The sequence below is a fragment of the Microvirga sp. P5_D2 genome (genome assembly GCF_054049475.1).
The window spans coordinates 1-17,523 of the sequence record NZ_JBFUMH010000015.1 but is presented as its reverse complement, the minus strand read 5'-3'; the positions used below and the strand labels follow the sequence as shown (position 1 = coordinate 17,523).

Below are 17,523 nucleotides of genomic sequence, written 5' to 3'. Positions count from 1 at the left end.
TATGCGGCAGACTGACGGACGAGCCGACGCCCGTCCGTCAGTCCAGCTATCAAGCCGGTATTAATTCACCGCTTCACTCCGGGGGGTAATGCCCTTCTCTTTGGCGTAAGCGGCCGCACGCTCGTAGATCAAGGGCAGAAGCAGCTCTCTGTCCGACCTGACCCAGCCGTCGCTGGCGACGTTCCACTTGGCGCCGTCCCACTGCAGGACCTTGCCGGCACCGCCGCCCTCATGGTCCTTGATCGACAGCTTCAGGGGCTGCTGCAATCCAAGCGCACCGATTTCCTTGAGACGGGCGTCGTCCAGGTTCAGGTTTTCAAGCCCCCACTGCGCCTCCTCGCCGTTGATTGGGCGGGCGCCGAACTTCTTCTGCGCTGTGCGGAGAGCCTCGACGGTGATAATCGCCTCGTTGACGCCGGAGTTGTAGTAGACCGAACCGAAGCTCTTCAGGTCTTTCAGGTCACTGAGGCCCTTGTCGAGGATATGTTCCTTGAGCTTCTTGTGGATCTCGAAATCGGAGCCGGCCGGGAACGGCGTGATGGCGAGGTATCCCTTTGCGACGGATCCGGCCGGCCGGACATCCTCTTCCGAGCCAGACCAAATGCCGCCGATGACGCGATCGACAGGGAAGCCGACTTTGGCGGCGGTCTTGATCGCAACCGGCGTCATCACGCCCCAGCCGAGTAGGAAAACCCAGTCCGGCTTCAGCTGACGAATCTTTGCCCATTGGGCCGATTGATCGTTGCCGGGATGCGGCACCGGGACTTGAATGTCCTCGAACCCATACGTTTTAGCGAGGTAAGCCAGCGGCGTTTGGGTCTCCTTGCCATAGGGACTGTCATGATAAAGGGTAACGATCTTCAGGCCCTTCAGCTTGTCCTTCCCGCCCTGCTTTTCGGCGATGAAGTTGATGACAGAGGAAGCCTCGCTCCAGAAACTGAACACCACTGGGAACGAGTAGGGAAACACACGGCCGTCGATCGTCTCAGTCCGCCCATACGCGAGCGTCACAAGCGGAATCTTGTCGGCAACAGACTTCTCGGTGAGCGCCTTTGAGATAGGGTCGCCGTGGGGCAGGAAGATCGGCACCGGCGATCCGTCTTTGCCTCCCTTCACGCGCTCGTAGCACTCGACGCCTTTCTCGACATCCCAGTTGGTTTCGCACTCGTCCCAGAACAGCTTCACGCCGTTGATGCCGCCCTCGACCTCGTTGACATAGCGGAAATAGTCGATTGCTCCGGCCCAGACCGGGATGCCGCTCGAAGCGTAAGCTCCGACCCGGTATGTCGCGAGCGGCACATACTGCTTCTTCGCCTCTTGAGCTGAGGCGGGCAGGCTCGCGGTGAGTGAGAGGCCAAAGAGGGCGAGCGCAACAGCACGCCACGGCTTACCTATGGATCGGGACATAAACAATTCTCCGTTGTTGAGGACGATTGAGGATGGGGGTCAGCGGGAAACGAGGGCTTGTAGCTGCCGCAGGAGCCGCCCCAGGAGGGCGGCCAGGCCATGTGGCTCCTTGATCAGGAACCAGATGATCAGGGCTCCGAATAGAACCTTCTGGAAGTTCTCCAATTGCCCGGCGTCGATCGCGCCGCCGAGCAGGTCATCGGCGAGGTGGTCGATCAGAATGGGAAGAAGGATGATGAACGCCGCACCCAGAAAGTTACCGATCAGGCTCCCCAAGCCGCCAATGATCACGATGAACATCACCTGGAAGGACCGGTCGAGATTGAAGCTGCGCGCATCAACTGTCCCGAGATAGGCGAACGCCCAGAGCGCCCCAGCCAAGCCGCAGATCAGGGCGCCGATGAAAAAGGCACTCAGCTTCCCCTGTCCGACTGGGATCCCGACGATCGCAGCCGCCGTGTCCATGTCACGGATCGCCATCCAGTTCCGCCCGGTCTGGCTTCGCACGAGCTTCCACGCGACGGCCGCCACGATGCTGACAGTCGCGAGTGTCAGGAGATAGCGTCCGACCGTGGTGTTGAGGTCTTGACCGAGAAGAGAAAGCCGCGGTGCCGAGATCGATGTCGATGTGGAGTAGTTCGAAAACCAGCCGTACTGGTTGAACATCCATTCGAGGAAGAACTGCGCCGCCAAGGTGGTGGCTATCAGGTAAAAGCCCTTGATGCGCAGGCTGGGCAGGCCGACGATCACCCCGACCAAACCCGCAATCAGACCTCCGGCAAGGAGACTGATCGGGAGCGGGAGTTCCGGGAGGCGGAGGAGGACGTTGTAGGTGGCGTAAGCGCCCACGGCCATGAAGGCCCCGGTGCCAAGCGATGCCTGTCCGGCATAGCCCATCATGATGTTCAACCCAAGCCCGGCCAGAGACATGATCAGGAATGGGATGAGGATGGCGTTAAGCCAGTAGTCGTTTCCGATGAAGGGCACGAGGCCATACGCGGCGATGATCACAGCACCTAGGCAGGTGGCGGCAATCCGCTTCGAGTCGAAGCCGGTGACCGGTGAGGCGACAAAATCGGCCGGTGCTTCAGAGCTGATAAGCGACATGGATCAAACCCTTTCGATGGCACGTTCGCCGAACAGTCCCGCCGGGCGGGCCAGCAGAAAGGCGACAGCAAGAACATAGGCGAACCAGGTCGAGACACTGCCGCCGAGGATCGGGCCCAAGTAGATCTCGGCGAGACTGTCGCTCGCTCCCACGATCAGCCCGCCGACAATCGCGCCGGCAATCGACGTGAAACCTCCGATGATGAGGACCGGCAGGGCCTTAAGGACGACGAACGTCAGCGAGAACTGGACGCCTTGGCGCGCACCCCACAGCAACCCTGCGACGAGAGCCACTGCCCCGGCGACGCCCCAGACGATCCGCCACAGGACCTGCAGGCGGATGCCGACCGACAGGGCAGCCTGTGGATCATCGGCGATGGCTCTTAAGGAGATGCCGATCCGCGTCTTGCTGAAGAGAAGGGACAGGGCGACAACAAGGAGGCCGGCGGTTGCTGCGGCCACAAGGTCGAACTGGCTGAGCTGGATCGGCCCGAACTCAACCGGTACGTCGACGATCCCAAGATCAAGCTCGTGGACGCTGGCGCCCATGATGATCTGGGACAGCCCTTCAATGACGAAGCTCAATCCGAGGGTCGCCATGAACAACGTGATCTGTGGCTGGTTGACGAGCGGGCGCAGAACCAGGCGTTCAATCGCAATGCCGATTACGACCATGATCGCGAGGGTCACGGGCAACGCGATCCACCAGTTCAATCCACTCTCGGTCAGCGTGACAAATGTCAGCGCTGCGCAGAGAACCATTGATCCTTGGGCGAAATTGAAGACACCGGACGCCTTGTAGATCAGAACAAACCCGATCGCGACGAGGGAATACATCACGCCGGCAAGAAGACCGCCAAGCAGTGTTTCGATGAAAAAGTTCATGCCGCTGCCTCATGAACGGCGCCGAGATAGGCCGCAATGACGTCCGGGTTCCGGCGCACCTCGTCAGGATTGCCGTCGCCAACTTTTCTGCCGTAATCGAGCACGACAACGTGGTCTGACAAATCCATGACCACGCCAATATCGTGCTCGATCAGCACCACCGTCGTGCCGAGATTGCGGTTGGCATCGGCGATGAAGCGCGCCATCCGCCGCTTCTCGTCATGGTTCATGCCTGCCATCGGCTCGTCGAGCAGCAGCAGTGTCGGCCGCCCTACCAATGCCCGAGCCAGGTCGACACGCTTTTGCACGCCATAAGGCAGAGTCGAGACGATCGTGTCGGGGTATGCCGTCAAATCTAGGATGTCGATCATATGGTCGGCGCGGTGGCGAAAGCCCCTGTCCTCACTGCGGTCGCGGGGAAGGCCGAAAGCATGCTCGATGAGACTGGTCCGGCTGTGCCGCGTCAGCCCGGCGAGCACATTCTCGAGAACGGTCAACCGGCTGAACAGCGCGTTGTGCTGAAACGTCCGACCGATGCCGTGCCGTGCTGCCGCCAAAGGGGTGATCTTCCCGAAGCGCTTGCCTTCGAAGACGATCTCACCGGCATTGGCCTGATAGACACCGGTGATGATGTTGAGGAGCGAGCTCTTGCCCGCCCCGTTGGGGCCGATGAGAGCGCAGATCTCGCCTCTGACGACATCGAAGCTCAGGTCGCGCAGCACCTTGATACCTTTGAACGAGAGCGAGACGTCGCGCAGCTGGAGGATCGGACTTGTCATCACTTACTCTCCTGCCGCGACGAGCCGGTCCTCCCGGACGGGAGTGCTAATAGCTTCCGCCCCACGCCGTTTGATGGCCTCGATGTCGCGGTACTGCGCACCTGGATGGGTTGCCGGCAGATAGGCGCCTTCGCCGAACAGCTTCTCGCGCAACGTGCCGGGCTTGTAGGACGTCGGGTAGGATCCACGCCGCTGAAGCTCGGGAACGAGGAACTCGACTACATTCTCGAAGCTCTCAGGCGTGACCGCATAAGCGAGATTGAAGCCGTCCACATCCGTCTCATTGACCCATTCCTGCAGGATGTCGGCGATCGTCGAAGGCGAGCCGACGAAAACCGGCCCCAGCCCGCCGATCCCGCCCYATTGCGCGAGCTCCTCGATCGTCCAGGACTTCCCACCGCCTGCAAGGTTCTCAACAACGGAAACAATGGCGTTGGTTTCAACCTTCTTGACGAGATCGGTCGGAGCGTACTGACCGAAATCGATACCGCTCCAGCCGGACATGAAGACCAGTGCTCCGTCATAGGACGAGTACCGCTTGTACTCCTCGAACTTCGCCTGGGCCTTCGCGTCGGTCTCGTCGACGATGATGGTGACGAGGGTGTAGATCAGGACCTTGCTTGCATCCCGCCCGGCTTCGGCTGCCTGACGGCGGACGTCCGCGACGTATGATTTCAGAACAGGCTTAGTCGGCGCGGCCACGAACACGCACTCGGCGTGATTGGCGGCGAAGGCCTTGCCGGGACCTGATGCGCCGGCCTGATAGAGCACGGGCGTGCGCTGTGGGGACGGCTCGGAGAGGTGATAGCCGGGCACTTCGAAATAGCGTCCCTTGTGCCCGATCTCGTGCACCTTCTCAGGATGGGTGAAGATGCGCCGGTCCCGGTCCCGTACGACCGCCCCTTCCTCCCAGCTTCCTTCGAACAGCTTGTAGAGCACTTCCAGATATTCGGCCGCAACATCATAGCGGTTGTCGTGCCGACGCAGACCACCCTCCCCGATGTTCTTGGCCCCACTCTCGAGATACGAGGTGACGATGTTCCAGCCGATGCGCCCCTTGGTATGGTGGTCGGCCGTCGAGAGCCGGCGGGCGAACGTATAGGGGTGCTCGAACGACGTCGATGCCGTGATCCCGATGCCGAGGTGTTCGGTCGCCAGTGCAATGGGCGCCGCAAGCTGCAACGGGTCATTGACCGGGATCTGGGCTGCCTGCTGGAGCGCGTGGTAGTTCGAGCCTTTATAGACGTCGTAGTAGCCGATCACATCGGCGATGAAGATCCCATCGAAGACCCCTCGTTCCAGGGTCTTCGCGAGGTCGGTCCAGTACTCGAGGTCCTTGTATTGCCAGGACCGATCGCGGGGGTGCGCCCAAAGGCCCGGGGACTGGTGCCCGACGCAGTTCATGTCGAATGCATTGAAGCGAATGGTCTTGCTCATTGGATTAGGTTCCGTTCTGCACGTGTTGTTGCAATGAGGCGGTCCGCAGGGACGAGTGCGTTTTGCGAGCAGGCTGCTAGCCTTGGCCGATCTGCCAGACATAGACCGGCTCGCCACGGTTGAGGGTCCAATCACCCAAGATCTTTTCCTTGTAGATCAGCGGGTTGTGGCTCAGCACCGTCCGAGCATTCCGCCAGTGGCGATCGAGAGCTCTGTCGTCCGCCGTTGCGGAAGCGCCGAGTGCATTGAAGAGATCACCCGTGGCGCGCAGCACGAGATCGGCGATAGCAACCTGTGCCTTCGCAGACTCGATCTCTGCGACGGTATGCGCTTCCGGCTCGCTTCCGGCAGGCCCCGTGAACGACGCCTCGTAAGCAGCATGGACCGCCTCCCCGGCTCGACCGGCGATCGCCTCGGCTGCGTAGGACGCAGCAGCGATACGCCCCACGACCTGTTGGATCTGAACGTCGTCGGCGGGCCTGCGGGCGTTGCCGTGGCTGTAAACGCGCGTCCGGGCTCGAACCTCTCGCGCGACATCCCGCTCTGYTGCTCTGGCAATGCCTGCGAGCACAGCAACCAGCACAAGCTGGTAGAAGGCGGTTTGGTATTTGAAGCGCGTTCCGAAATCGATGACGTTCGCGTCCGCCACGGACGCATCCTTGAAGATGGTGGTCCCGCTTCCAGTGGTCCGCTGGCCAAAGCCGTTCCAGTCGTCAAATTGTTCGACACCGGACTGATGAGTGCTGACGATCGCAATTACGTCGGCTCCTGTGTCCGCACGTTTCGCATATACGTCGATCCAGTCGGCAAAGATGCTGCCGGTGCTGTAGTACTTGGTGCCGTTCAAGAGCCAATGGTCGCCGGAAGGCGTGACCTTGGTGATGACGTCACCAAGTTTGACGTTGCCGATTTCGGTCCAAGCACCGCCGACGATTTCACCGGCGACGAAGCGCTGCAACCAAGCATCCCGCTGCGCTCCCGGTTGGGATACGAGCCGGTCCTCGACAAAGCCGAAATGCGCGCGCAGGGCTTGCGGAAGGTTTGAGTCCGCCTCCGCTAGCTCGATCAACAAGCGCGTGAGATCCGAGAGGGTCGCTCCACCTCCGCCATATTCTACAGGAACCCGAACTGCGCCAAAGCCAGCTTCTTTGAGCCATTTGATAGGCTCCCTAGGAAGAGCACGATTCCGCTCCCTCTCGACAGCTCCGGCGGCAATCCTGTCGAAGATCGGTCGAAATCGCTTCGCCAGAACCTCGTATCCGCTCTGGCGGTGAGAGCTGTCATCCGAAGCGTCACCTTGAAATTGTTGAATGTTCGCAAAAGCTGTGGCGCTCATTTTTTGCCTGTTGCTGTCCCGTGAAAGATGCACCTCAACGTGAGGCCAACCCTCGTCCGAGTCAACGGAAACGTTCTTTTTAAAAAACAGGCGTACGGGGAAGAATATTCTCTGGCTTGGCTTCAACAGTATAGTTGCCCGCTGACCGGCCTAGGCTGACAGAGTCATAGAAGCCTTTTATCGCAGCAAGAACTACGGCGCGCCTTGCTTCCAAGGGAGTTTGGCAGCATCCAAGCTAAGATCTCCCTCAGCGTCAGGCGAGTACATAGTGTTCTGTATAAAGAACAAGAGAGGCCGACTGATTGGGTTTTGATCATTCCGGTCGGCCCAGCACTCATTGAACGGATTGCTGCCGCTTGAAGAGCACCATGCACCAGCGCTCCGCCTCCATGCCACTGACCCTTAAGGCTTCTTCAGCAGAGTGGCTGATAATACGGCAGTACATCTGCATCTCGGCATGGAGCCAACAGCCCTGTAGTCGGCGCGCTCATGCGCTCTGCCCAACAAGCACCTCACGTCATCGCAAGATGGGATAAATCATCAACAGGTATTAGGCGACGCGCCTCACGGATTCAATCGAGCTTCCAGCCAAGGACGCAATTGCCTCCTGGACGAGTTGATGGAGCCGAGCCGCAACGAGTTCATCCTGCACCTCGCCATCCGAAATCGCACCGTCCTGGATGAAAACTCCTGTCGGGAGAGTGTGGGCATTGAAGAACCCGAACAAGGGCCGCAGCTGATGCTCGATAACGAGGGCATGGCGATCGGAGCCGCCAGTTGCAATGAGGGCGACAGGAAGACCCGCAAGCGCTTTGTAATCGAGCAGATCAACGAAGTGCTTGAACAACCCAGGATAGGATCCCTTGTAAACGGGGGTGCCAACGATCAAGAGGTCGGCTTCCTCCACAGCCCTCAAGGCAGCGCGGACCTGATCCGACGCCTCTTCGCRCGACAGGACAGCAAGATCGGACAAAAGGGTGCTGATATGGATTGTTGTGACATAGGCGCCGCCCTTCTGGGCAATCTGCGCGAGAACTGAATCAACAACGCCCTTCGTTCGTGAACGTGGCGAAGGACTACCGATCAGGGCAACGATCTTGGACATGGCATCCACTCTCTAGTTGAGAGAGAATTTGTACGGAATAAAGAACGGGCAAGCAATATTTGTTCGTTCTAAAAAACGATGCGGATAGAGAAGAAATTTTCCCTTCTGGCAGCCGTAGTCTGGAAATGCCTTGCCTAGAGCAAAACTGCTTAGGAAGCGGCACAAGATAGTACCGTTTACGTAAGCCTTCAAAAACGGAGAAGCACTGAATCTGATGACTTGGCGCTGGCTGCACGTCAGGTCGTCGTGACAAATCCCTCGACAGGGGTGACAAAGGCTCCCACCATCTCGCCTCATATCCTTTTGAGTTTCCATGTCTCCTGCCTCGAACTCCCAGCGACCCAAGGCCTTCAAGCAGCCTGCTCCCACTATTGATCTCAGTGCGGTCATCATGGCAGCCACCCCGGACGAGCCGCGGGTTCTTACCGTCAGGACAGCCTCGCAGCTCCCGGAGGGCCTTCCCTCCGGTCCCCTGCACTCGCAGCACCGAACGCTGGAGATGGGGCTGCGGACCTGGGTAGCCGAACAGACCCAGCTGACCTTAGGCTATGTCGAGCAGCTCTACACGTTTGGCGACCGCGATCGGGCTGAAGCTCATGATCCGGTTGCGGGGCATGCCCTGTCGATCGCTTACTTGGCCCTCGTTCGAGAGGCCAAACCAGCTGGACTGGCCCATGCCACTTGGCGGAACTGGTATGTCTATCTTCCGTGGGAGGATTGGCGGGACGGTCGGCCTAATGCACTTACCGTCATTGAGCCTGCCCTGAAGGCGTGGGCGCGTGCTGGCGGCAAACCCCTGAGACAGTTCCGCGAGGAGCGCATTGAACTCACGTTTGGATTTGAGGCAGAGAGCTGGACCGATGACCGGGTTCTTGAGCGCTACGAGCTCCTGTTCGAGGCCGGCCTGGTGCCTGAGGCCCTCCGCGATGCACAACCGCCTGCCTCTTCGAAAGTGCGGCTGGCCCCCGGTCAGCCCATGGCGCTCGACCATCGGCGCATCTTGGCGACCGGGATTGGCCGCCTGCGCGGCAAGATCAAGTACCGGCCAGTGATCTTCGAGCTGATGCCCGCCTCCTTCACCCTGCTCGACCTTCAGAGGACGGTGGAGGCTCTATCAGGCGTGCGCCTGCACAAGCAGAACTTCCGCCGTCTCGTGGAGATGCAAGGGCTCGTTGAGGAAACAGGCGAGGTCACAACCGAGACGGGCGGGCGCCCGGCCCGGCTGGTGCGCTTCCGGCGCGAGGTGCTGGTCGAGCGCCCGGCGCCCGGCGTGCGCCTGCCCCGCTTACGGTGAGCCACTGTTGCAGCAGATTATGGGTTGACGAACACTTATACTCGCGCTTAGCATAAGTCATGCGCCGGCTACTCAGCCGGCTTTCTTGCGAGTCAGTAATGCTCATTGAGAGTATTATTGTAATTAGTTAATGCTCTGAACGAGCATAGGAGGCTGCCATGGCCAGTGCTGCTTCGTTTGCGTCCGTATCCCTGCCCCTGCCCGACCTCTATGCGCGTGTGCGGCACCATGTTCCGGCTATGGAATGGCCCTTCTTCGCCGGTGATATTGAGGCTATCCTTGCCCTCAAGCGCGAGCACAATGCGGTCATTCTGGCCCACAACTATCAAACGCCTGAGATTTTCCACACGGTGGCGGACATTGTCGGCGACAGCCTGGCCCTGGCGCGAGAAGCCGTGAACACAAATGCTGATGTCATCGTGCTCGCCGGTGTGCACTTCATGGCCGAGACCGCCAAACTTCTCAATCCAAACAAGACGGTGCTCATCCCGGATGCCGAGGCCGGCTGTTCGCTGGCCGAGTCGATCACCGCAGAGGATGTGCGGCAGCTGCGGGCGCGCTACCCGGGCGTGCCGGTCGTCACCTATGTCAACACATCAGCGGCCGTGAAGGCCGAGGCGGACATCTGTTGCACCTCGGGCAACGCCAAGAGGGTCATCGAGTCCCTTGGTGTCGATCGGGTGATCATGCTGCCGGACGAGTTCCTGGCCCAGAACACCGCCGCCCAGGTGCCTGGCATTGAGATCATCACCTGGGCCGGCCACTGCGAGGTCCATGAGCGCTTCACCGCAGAAGATATTCGTGAGGTGCGCGCGAGCTATCCGGACGTGGTGGTGCTAGCCCACCCGGAGGCGCCACCCGAGGTCGTAGCGGAGGCCGACTACGCCGGATCGACGGCCGGCATGGCCGACTTCGTCGGCGAGAAGCGCCCCGCCCGTGTCGCCCTCGTGACCGAGTGCTCGATGAGCGACAACGTAGCGGCTTTGTATCCGGAGGTCGAATTCGTGCGGCCCTGTAATCTGTGTCCGCACATGAAGCGCATCACCCTCCCTAAGATCCGGCAGGCTCTGGAGCAGCGTCGGCATGAGGTCACGATCGATCCGGCGGTGGCCGGGCGGGCGCGGCGGGCTGTCGAGCGCATGCTCGCTGTGCGCTGAGGGCTGGCCATGAGAACAGCCTATCCGCTCGACCGAGTGGTGGTCGTGGGTGGCGGCATCGCGGGGCTCGCAACTGCCCTGCAGCTAGCGCCGCTGCCCGTGACCCTGCTTGTGGCATCGCCCCTAGGGCAGCAGGCCTCCACGCCGCTGGCGCAAGGTGGGATTGCGGCCGCTCTCGGGGATGATGACCACCCTGCCCTGCACGCGACTGACACCCTCCGGGTCGGCGCTGGCCTCTGCGATCCCGATGTTGCCGCTCGGGTCGCAGCCGCTGCCCCCTCCTGCATCGAGTGGCTGGTGGCTCAAGGCGCCGTCTTTGATCGAACCGCCTCTGGGGACAACTTGGTCCTAGGACTGGAAGCCGCGCACTCGTGCCGGCGGATTGTTCATGCGGATGGGGACCGAACCGGCAAGCGTGTCCTGGAAGCCCTTATCCAAGCTGTTTTGAGCGCCTCGTGGATTGAGGTTCGGGAGGGTCATCAGGTGACTGACCTGGCGCTCGATGCTAACGGTCAGGTGACCGGCGTGTTCTGTGCGGGGTGGGGCTCCGTGCGCAGACATGAGCCCATCCTGATCCCTGGCCGCGCCGTGGTGTTGGCGACAGGCGGAATCGGAGGGCTCTATGCGCACACCACCAACCCCTTGGGAGCAATAGGAGGCGGACTGGCGCTGGCGGCCCGCGTTGGGGCGATCCTGCGCGATCTCGAGTTCGTTCAGTTCCATCCCACGGCCATTGCGGCTGGCCGTGATCCGATGCCGCTAGCCACCGAAGCCTTGCGTGGCGAAGGAGCCCTGCTCATTAACAGCTGTGGCGAGCGCTTCATGCACGACATTCCCGGAGAGGAACTGGCGCCGCGCGATGTCGTCGCTCGGGCGATCTTTGCCCAGATCAGCGCGGGTGCACGCGTGTTCCTCGATACACGCCAGGTGCTTGGTGAGCAGATCACCCACAAATTCCCCGGCGTGACGGCGCTGTGCCGAGCCGCCGGCCTCGATCCGGTGCGTGAGCCTATTCCGGTACGCCCAGCCGCTCATTACCACATGGGCGGGATCAAGGTGGGCCATCAGGGCCGCAGCACGGTCGAAGGGCTCTGGGCTTGCGGCGAGGTTGCTTCCACCGGTCTGCACGGGGCAAACCGGCTGGCGAGCAACTCGCTCCTCGAGGCGCTGGCCTATGCCGCCTGGATTGCCGATGATGTTAAGAGCCGAGCACTCCGGTCGAGGACGGGCCAGTCCCCCTCACCTCCTTTTGCTCTGCAATCGTCCGCCTCTGATGATCCACCATTTTCGCGTCTCTCGCAGATCCGGTCGCGTATGGATCGGCAGGTTGGCGTCCGCCGTGATGCGGCAGGGTTGACGGATGCGATCCGTCACCTCCGAGCACGGGTTCACGAGGTGCCTTCACCGGATGAGCGCGATGCTGCGCTGGTGAGCCTGATGATCGCAGTCTGCGCACACAGTCGGCGTGAAAGCCGGGGCGCCCATCAGCGGCTCGACCACCCTGCCCGAATGCCTGGAGAGCATACCGAGATCACCCTCGATCAGGCGCTGCGCCTCGCGGCCGAGATCGAGGAGACAGCCGCGCCTACCAGGAGAGTTGCATGAAGCCCACCGTCCCCACACATGACGTCTTGTCCCCGCTCCCTCGCCTGCTGGTGGAGCCGATCGTGCGCGCAGCACTGCTCGAGGATCTGGGCCGAGCCGGCGACATCACCACCGATGCTGTTATTCCAGCTGACGCCAGATTGCGCGGTGCCATTATGGCCCGGGAGCCCGGTGTGGTGGCTGGCGTCGACGCAGCAGTCTTGGCCTTCACACTGATTGACCCTGCCGTTGCAATCGTGATCGACCGACCCGATGGCGCTCGAGTTGAACGGGGCGAGGCTATTCTTCGGGTTGACGGTCCGGCCCGGAGCATCCTCTCAGCGGAACGTGTGGCTCTGAACCTGCTCTGCAAGCTGTCGGGCATCGCAACGGCAACGGCGACACTCGTCGATGCTGTTCGACCTCATGGCCATGCGCGGATCGTCTGCACGCGCAAGACCACACCGGGGCTGCGTGCGCTCGAGAAGCATGCCGTCCGGGCGGGAGGTGGAGCCAACCACCGTTTTGGGCTGGATGACGCCGTTCTAATCAAGGACAACCACATCGCCATCGCTGGAGGTGTCCGACCGGCGCTGGAGCGTGCCCGTACGGCTGTCGGCCATTTGGTCAAGATCGAGATCGAGGTCGACACCCTCGATCAGCTGGATGAGGTGCTGGAGGTCGGAGCTGACGCGATCCTGCTCGACAACATGAGCCCGGACACCCTCGCAGAGGCCGTAAGGCGAGTAAACAAGCGAGCCGCCACGGAAGCATCCGGCCGGATCACGGTGGCAACAGCACCCCAGATCGCGGCATCAGGCGTGGACCTGATCTCCACTGGCTGGATCACACACAGCGCACCGATCCTAGATCTAGGCCTGGACGTGGCATGAGGTCGGTTGCACGATCAGGCTGAGCTCAAGGGTAGTTACAAGGCCATGCGCTCCGGTGGCTATCCAATGCCCGTCGGAGCGCTACTGGTTACTGTGAGCGAGGCTCCGTTTAGGGCCCAATGGGTCGCAGACACGCTGCTTCAGGATCTTGGCCTCTAGAAAGCTTTCGTCACGCTGCGATCCTAGACGATCTCGCCTCGTAGGTGATCTGAAACACACCGCTGTTGGCCGGAGCCAAGGCCACTTCATCGAGATTGGTACCAAACGTCGAGAGGAGTTCCTGGCCCAGGATCTCGTTCTCTCGCTGCAGCCATTTCAGCTCGGGCATCATGTCCTCCTGGCGCTCCTTAAGGGAATTATCAATCTCGGGCTCGCGGTGGCCGATCCCGAGATTTTGGGCGACTTCGTGTCGGCTGCGGCCGCTCGTCCGAGCAAGCCGGACGGCCTCATCCTACAACTCTTTGGAGAAATGTGCGGGATAGAGATCCTCGAGATCCTCCTTCCTGAGAGGCCATCCATTTTTCGGAGCAAGTCCATCGCTCAAAGTGGGGCAGTATTCAACCGGAGTTGACACTGCCCGTCATAGAGGCGGACGAGCTGACGAAGCGCCCCTGCAATCTCACATACTCTGAGTGGGGTTCTGGCGACTGTTGATCTGCAGCGTCGGCTGGCCGAGCCAGGCGCATAGCTCCTCCAAGGATGGAAAGCTGTGCTCGATATCTTTGAACGGCAAGGGACGTTTGCTGCGTGGCAGATCCTCCAGCAACTCGGCGGTCCAGGTGTAAGGCTGACGTGAGCCGTTTCTCACCACACTGGCAACGATGGTGTCGTTCAGGAATAGATCATAGGCGCCGGGCGCCAGTGGGATCAGGCTGTAGCCCATCTTGGGTCCTTGTAAGAGGCAGGTTGTCAGTTAATCGGATTGCGGGCCTTGGCGCAGCAGCGGTTCGGTCTCGAGCCAAGATCAGGCTCAGGCCCTGTCTGGGCCGCGTCTGAAGATTGCCTTTCCAAGTCGCTTGAGCTCACGCGCATTTGACAGCCTTGGAGTTCCATTAAGCTGTCGGACGACAACTGCAGAAGGTGACTGTACGTAATCTTTAGCCCTTCCCCTCGTCCGGCGCTCCACGGTCTTATATGATTCCATGAGAAGGGTCTCGCGATTGGACGCGAGAAGAACGGTCGGTCGGTGTCCCTGTTGTACCACAAAGGACATCCAGCCGGCGTGCGTCGGCCTGAACTGAACTTGGTGGTCCAGGAACTGGATTTCCTCGAGCAACTCAGGATCATTGAGGGCGTGAGACGCCAGGTTCTGTTGAGCTGTCATCGCTCACACTTCGTACTCTGCGGCTTGGCTATGAGCCGAGACTTTTGGGACCAACGAGACAAGGTCTGACCGGAACCATTCTCTCACGAATGCCAGCGGTGCTCCAGAGCTGCTGAGGATCACGGCAGTGTGCTCCAAGATGATTTCGGGGTGCGGATCATCGGATAAGCCGCCAAGCCATGCCGGAGTTACAGGTGACCCACTCGTGAAAGGCGCGGAGCGCACCGCGAGTGTGCGACGGAAAGGATTGAGCGGTGCAATGACGGTACCGAACGGAATATCGGTGGTTTGCAGACGATCGTTCATTGCCGCTGTTAGGCGCTGCGGTACAAACCAGTTCTCGGCCGTTGCGAGATGCAGGGTATCACGCATGGGCACCGTCAGGTTAACGCGACGGTGACTGGACCCGAGCATAAGCGGGGTATGAAACCAACCCGTCATCCCCGCTATGCCCGTCACCGCTACCCGGCTGAAGTCATCAGCCATGCTGTCTGGTTGTACTTCCGTTTCCCTTTGAGCCTGCGGATGGTCGAGGAGATGCTGGCGGCCCGCGGCATCGAGGTCAGTCATGAGACGGTCCGGCAGTGGGCGCTGAAGTTCGGCGACAGCTTTGCCAAGCAGATCCGCAGGCGTCTTCCGGCACCGGGAGACAAATGGCACTTAGACGAGGTTGCCATCAGCATTGCGGGCCGGAAGCATTGGTTGTGGCGTGCCGTGGATCAACATGGGGTCGTGCTCGACATTCTGGTTCAGAGCCGCCGCAACGCGAAAGCCGCCAAGCGCCTGTTGCGCAAGCTGCTCAAGAAACAAGGCATCGCTCCGCGGGTGATGATCACGGACAAGCTGGCCAGCTATGGCGCGGCCAAGCGCGAGATCATGCCGGGTGTCGAACATCGGCAGCATCGGAGATTGAATAACCGAGCTGAGAACAGTCACCAGCCGACTCGCCGGCGAGAGCGCATCATGAAGCGCTTCAAGTCAGCCGGCCAGGCGCAACGCTTCCTCTCGGTTCACGATGAGGTTGCCAATCTCTTCCGCCGTCCTGCCAAGACCAACGCAGCCGATCATCGCATGTCCCGAACTCACGCCTTTCGGGTCTGGACGGAGATCTCGGGCGTCACGACGGGCCCCTAATCGGACGCTCCACCGAGAGGCTAGGCCTATCTCAAGCCGTTAAGTTGACGATGCCCGGCTATGTGCTCGATGAAATCGTCCAGAGCCGCCGCGACACCAAGGCCGCCAAACGTTTGCTGATCCGCCTGTTGAAGACACAGGGCGGCCCACCCCGGCGAATGATCACCGATACGCTGGGCTCCTACGCAGCCGCTCGGCCCCAAGTCATGCCAGACGTCGAGCACCGCTCGCACAAAGGGCTCAACAACCGGGCCGAGAATTCGCATTTACCGTTCCGGCGCCGAGAGCGGGTGATGCAAGGCTTTYGATCACCCAGGTACCTGCAGCGGTTCGTCAGCGTGTTCTCGGCCGTGCGCAACCTGTTCGTTCCACCCCGCTCCCGCCGCTGTGCCCGTGCGACCTACCTTCACCGCCTCAACGCCATGGCAGAGTGGAAAGTAGCGGCGAATGTCGCCGCTTGAAACTGTCATGTGGCCAAATTTGCCTCAATGCGCCCGAGGCTGGTTAACGTGACAACACCCCGCCGAAGCGGACCAAGCGCTGACGTCCCGGGAGTGCCAGGAACCGACGTTGGCCAAGCCACACTGAGATGGCTGGGGGTCAACCCACGGCGATTATCGGTTTCGCGTTTGCTCCTGGCTCTTCCGACTATGCAAATCCTGCTACGGCGTGTGGCACATACGGCTCTTCCAGTTCAGCTATCTCCTCAGGTGTCAGCTTGATAGACAGGGCGGCCACCGCATCCTCCAGGTGCTGCGGCTTTGAGGCGCCGACAATCGGCGCCGTCACCACCGACTTGTGCAGCAGCCAAGCCAATGCAACCTGCGCCCGAGGAACTCCGCGTCGGCTCGCGATTTCGGCGACGCGCTGCACGACCTTGCGGTCGGCCTCGCCTGTTCTGGCATACAGCGTTTTGCCGAACTCGTCCGTCTCCGAGCGGGCACTACTCTCATCCCAGTCACGGGTGAGACGCCCGCGTGCAAGTGGGCTCCAGGGGATGACGCCGATCCCCTCGGCTTGGCACAGCCGCAGCATCTCCCGCTCCTCCTCGCGGTAGAGGAGATTGTAGTAGTTCTGCATGGATACGAACTGTGTCCAGCCATTCAGATCAGCGGTAAAAAGGGCCTTGGCGAATTGCCAGGCATACATCGAGGAGGCTCCGATGTACCGAGCCTTGCCGGCCTTGACGACGTCGTGCAGCGCCTCAAGCGTTTCCTCGATCGGGGTTGAGTAGTCCCAGCGATGGATCTGGTAGAGATCAACGTAGTCGGTGCCGAGCCGGCGCAGGCTGTTGTCGATCTCGGTCATGATCGCAAGGCGTGACAGGCCAGCACCGTTCGGTCCGGGGCGCATGCGCCCGTGCACCTTTGTAGCGATCACCACCTCTTCGCGCCGGGCGAAGTCCTTGAGCGCCCGGCCGACGATCTCTTCGCTCGTGCCGTCGGAATAAACGTTGGCGGTATCGAAGAACGTGATGCCGAGTTCCAGCGCACGCTTGATGAAGGGCCGGCTTTGTTCCTCGTCCAGCGTCCAGGGATGGTTGCCACGATCGGGAGTTCCGTACGTCATGCAGCCGAGACACAGGCGAGAAACCTCAAGGCCTGAGCGGCCAAGCCTCACATAATCCATAGCCTATGTCTCCTAGCGTTCGTTCGGGCCTCGCCAGATCATCCCTCGGGCTGAGGCCGCGTGCCGAGCTTCGACTGGACCGAGGGGTTATAGAGCTCAGTTGCTGGGCGCCCAGAAGGCGATCAGTCGCCAGCGCGAACATTGAACAGATCTTGTGTCGATTAGAACGCTCGACTGGCTGGAAAGGTCTGATGCACGTGCGACCGATCTGAGTGATCCTCTCAGCTTGAGCTTCCCTATCGTCTTTAGTCACCATAGTTTTTGGTAAAAGAATCCCGCACCCTGAAGGGCCGCTTCGGGTCGAGGCTGTGTCAAAACGCGGGATCTGGTAATCTGGTGGGGTTAGCACGGACTGGAGGGATCGCGATGAAGCGGTTTGTCCAAGGCCAGGAGCGCAGCCAGGGCACCTTGTTCCCGGCCTGCCTCGACGAGTACGTCAGCGAGGACAATCC

Annotated in this window: 16 protein-coding genes and 2 pseudogenes; 6 read left to right on the top strand and 12 right to left on the bottom strand. The window is 60.8% G+C overall.

What is annotated here, in order from left to right; genetic code table 11:
- Window positions 1-60 precede the first annotated feature (60 nt).
- The 7 genes from ACXJKO_RS07285 to ACXJKO_RS07255 all read right to left on the bottom strand — a co-directional run bounded on the left by ACXJKO_RS07285 (window position 61) and on the right by ACXJKO_RS07255 (window position 8,056).
- The gene (locus ACXJKO_RS07285; RefSeq protein WP_457090418.1) at window positions 61-1,407 is read right to left on the bottom strand and encodes an ABC transporter substrate-binding protein; all 1,347 of its coding nucleotides are present in this window, start codon (window positions 1,405-1,407) and stop codon (window positions 61-63) included.
- 39 nt (window positions 1,408-1,446) lie between these two features.
- A complete protein-coding gene (locus tag ACXJKO_RS07280; RefSeq protein WP_457090417.1) occupies window positions 1,447-2,514 on the bottom strand; it encodes a branched-chain amino acid ABC transporter permease in 1,068 nt (355 codons plus the stop codon).
- Between the two features lie 3 nt (window positions 2,515-2,517).
- Window positions 2,518-3,399 carry a branched-chain amino acid ABC transporter permease gene (locus ACXJKO_RS07275; RefSeq protein ID WP_457090416.1) on the bottom strand — a complete coding sequence of 294 codons (882 nt, stop codon included), beginning with the start codon at window positions 3,397-3,399 and terminating at the stop codon, window positions 2,518-2,520.
- A complete protein-coding gene (locus tag ACXJKO_RS07270; RefSeq protein WP_457090415.1) occupies window positions 3,396-4,178 on the bottom strand; it encodes an ABC transporter ATP-binding protein in 783 nt (260 codons plus the stop codon). Before ACXJKO_RS07270 ends, ACXJKO_RS07275 begins: the two co-directional genes overlap by 4 nt.
- 3 nt (window positions 4,179-4,181) lie before the next feature.
- Window positions 4,182-5,615 carry an LLM class flavin-dependent oxidoreductase gene (locus ACXJKO_RS07265; RefSeq protein ID WP_457090414.1) on the bottom strand — a complete coding sequence of 478 codons (1,434 nt, stop codon included), beginning with the start codon at window positions 5,613-5,615 and terminating at the stop codon, window positions 4,182-4,184.
- A 76-nt stretch (window positions 5,616-5,691) separates the two neighbouring features.
- A complete protein-coding gene (locus ACXJKO_RS07260) occupies window positions 5,692-6,864 on the bottom strand; it encodes an acyl-CoA dehydrogenase family protein (protein ID WP_457090460.1) in 1,173 nt (390 codons plus the stop codon).
- Window positions 6,865-7,501: 637 nt separating this feature from the next.
- Window positions 7,502-8,056: an NAD(P)H-dependent oxidoreductase gene (locus ACXJKO_RS07255; RefSeq protein ID WP_457090413.1), complete on the bottom strand. Its 555-nt coding sequence runs from the start codon at window positions 8,054-8,056 to the stop codon at window positions 7,502-7,504.
- A 313-nt stretch (window positions 8,057-8,369) separates the two neighbouring features.
- Here ACXJKO_RS07255 and ACXJKO_RS07250 point away from each other — a divergent pair, with 313 nt between their 5' ends.
- The 4 genes from ACXJKO_RS07250 to nadC all read left to right on the top strand — a co-directional run bounded on the left by ACXJKO_RS07250 (window position 8,370) and on the right by nadC (window position 12,984).
- Window positions 8,370-9,350: an NUDIX hydrolase gene (locus ACXJKO_RS07250; protein WP_457090412.1), complete on the top strand. Its 981-nt coding sequence runs from the start codon at window positions 8,370-8,372 to the stop codon at window positions 9,348-9,350.
- A 158-nt stretch (window positions 9,351-9,508) separates the two neighbouring features.
- Window positions 9,509-10,507, top strand: coding sequence for a quinolinate synthase NadA (nadA, locus tag ACXJKO_RS07245; protein ID WP_457090411.1), 999 nt, complete (start codon window positions 9,509-9,511; stop codon window positions 10,505-10,507).
- Window positions 10,508-10,516: 9 nt separating this feature from the next.
- A complete protein-coding gene (locus ACXJKO_RS07240; protein WP_457090410.1) occupies window positions 10,517-12,112 on the top strand; it encodes an L-aspartate oxidase in 1,596 nt (531 codons plus the stop codon).
- Window positions 12,109-12,984: a carboxylating nicotinate-nucleotide diphosphorylase gene (gene nadC, locus ACXJKO_RS07235; RefSeq protein WP_457090409.1), complete on the top strand. Its 876-nt coding sequence runs from the start codon at window positions 12,109-12,111 to the stop codon at window positions 12,982-12,984. The genes ACXJKO_RS07240 and nadC overlap by 4 nt, the downstream gene beginning before the upstream one ends.
- Window positions 12,985-13,153: 169 nt before the next feature.
- On the opposite strand, the gene ACXJKO_RS07230 is transcribed toward nadC, so the two are convergent.
- From ACXJKO_RS07230 to ACXJKO_RS07215, 4 genes and pseudogenes are all read right to left on the bottom strand, one after another.
- On the bottom strand, window positions 13,154-13,273 hold the full coding sequence (locus tag ACXJKO_RS07230) for an Rdx family protein (RefSeq protein WP_457090459.1): 120 nt from the start codon (window positions 13,271-13,273) through the stop codon (window positions 13,154-13,156).
- A pseudogene (locus tag ACXJKO_RS07225) lies at window positions 13,262-13,432 on the bottom strand (IS3 family transposase); the annotation flags it as partial. The gene ACXJKO_RS07230 and the pseudogene ACXJKO_RS07225, both read right to left, overlap by 12 nt.
- Window positions 13,433-13,603: 171 nt before the next feature.
- Window positions 13,604-13,867, bottom strand: a complete 264-nt coding sequence (locus ACXJKO_RS07220) for a hypothetical protein (protein ID WP_457090408.1) — start codon at window positions 13,865-13,867, stop codon at window positions 13,604-13,606.
- Window positions 13,868-14,311: 444 nt separating this feature from the next.
- Window positions 14,312-14,680: a hypothetical protein gene (locus ACXJKO_RS07215; protein ID WP_457090407.1), complete on the bottom strand. Its 369-nt coding sequence runs from the start codon at window positions 14,678-14,680 to the stop codon at window positions 14,312-14,314.
- Window positions 14,681-14,731: 51 nt separating this feature from the next.
- On the opposite strand from ACXJKO_RS07215, the gene ACXJKO_RS07210 reads away from it, so the two are divergent.
- Together ACXJKO_RS07210 and ACXJKO_RS07205 are read left to right on the top strand one after the other, a co-directional pair.
- Window positions 14,732-15,442 (top strand): IS6 family transposase, encoded by a 711-nt coding sequence (locus ACXJKO_RS07210; protein ID WP_457090406.1) that lies wholly within the window; start codon window positions 14,732-14,734, stop codon window positions 15,440-15,442.
- Between the two features lie 56 nt (window positions 15,443-15,498).
- Window positions 15,499-15,903, top strand: a pseudogene (locus ACXJKO_RS07205) (IS6 family transposase); the annotation flags it as partial.
- A gap of 187 nt (window positions 15,904-16,090) precedes the next feature.
- Here the strand turns inward: ACXJKO_RS07205 and ACXJKO_RS07200 are convergent.
- Window positions 16,091-17,071 (bottom strand): aldo/keto reductase, encoded by a 981-nt coding sequence (locus ACXJKO_RS07200; protein WP_457090405.1) that lies wholly within the window; start codon window positions 17,069-17,071, stop codon window positions 16,091-16,093.
- Between the last annotated feature and the right edge of the window lie 452 nt (window positions 17,072-17,523).

Excerpts from the sequence above, each read along its gene's own strand:
- ACXJKO_RS07250 (WP_457090412.1), top strand. The coding sequence starts at position 8,370 with ATGTCTCCTGCCTCGAACTCCCAGCGACCCAAGGCCTTCAAGCAGCCT.
- ACXJKO_RS07220 (WP_457090408.1), bottom strand. The coding sequence starts at position 13,867 with ATGGGCTACAGCCTGATCCCACTGGCGCCCGGCGCCTATGATCTATTC.
- nadC (WP_457090409.1), top strand. The coding sequence starts at position 12,109 with ATGAAGCCCACCGTCCCCACACATGACGTCTTGTCCCCGCTCCCTCGC.
- ACXJKO_RS07285 (WP_457090418.1), bottom strand. The coding sequence starts at position 1,407 with ATGTCCCGATCCATAGGTAAGCCGTGGCGTGCTGTTGCGCTCGCCCTC.
- ACXJKO_RS07200 (WP_457090405.1), bottom strand. The coding sequence starts at position 17,071 with ATGGATTATGTGAGGCTTGGCCGCTCAGGCCTTGAGGTTTCTCGCCTG.
- ACXJKO_RS07210 (WP_457090406.1), top strand. The coding sequence starts at position 14,732 with ATGAAACCAACCCGTCATCCCCGCTATGCCCGTCACCGCTACCCGGCT.
- ACXJKO_RS07240 (WP_457090410.1), top strand. The coding sequence starts at position 10,517 with ATGAGAACAGCCTATCCGCTCGACCGAGTGGTGGTCGTGGGTGGCGGC.
- ACXJKO_RS07270 (WP_457090415.1), bottom strand. The coding sequence starts at position 4,178 with ATGACAAGTCCGATCCTCCAGCTGCGCGACGTCTCGCTCTCGTTCAAA.
- nadA (WP_457090411.1), top strand. The coding sequence starts at position 9,509 with ATGGCCAGTGCTGCTTCGTTTGCGTCCGTATCCCTGCCCCTGCCCGAC.
- ACXJKO_RS07215 (WP_457090407.1), bottom strand. The coding sequence starts at position 14,680 with ATGCGTGATACCCTGCATCTCGCAACGGCCGAGAACTGGTTTGTACCG.
- ACXJKO_RS07280 (WP_457090417.1), bottom strand. The coding sequence starts at position 2,514 with ATGTCGCTTATCAGCTCTGAAGCACCGGCCGATTTTGTCGCCTCACCG.
- ACXJKO_RS07275 (WP_457090416.1), bottom strand. The coding sequence starts at position 3,399 with ATGAACTTTTTCATCGAAACACTGCTTGGCGGTCTTCTTGCCGGCGTG.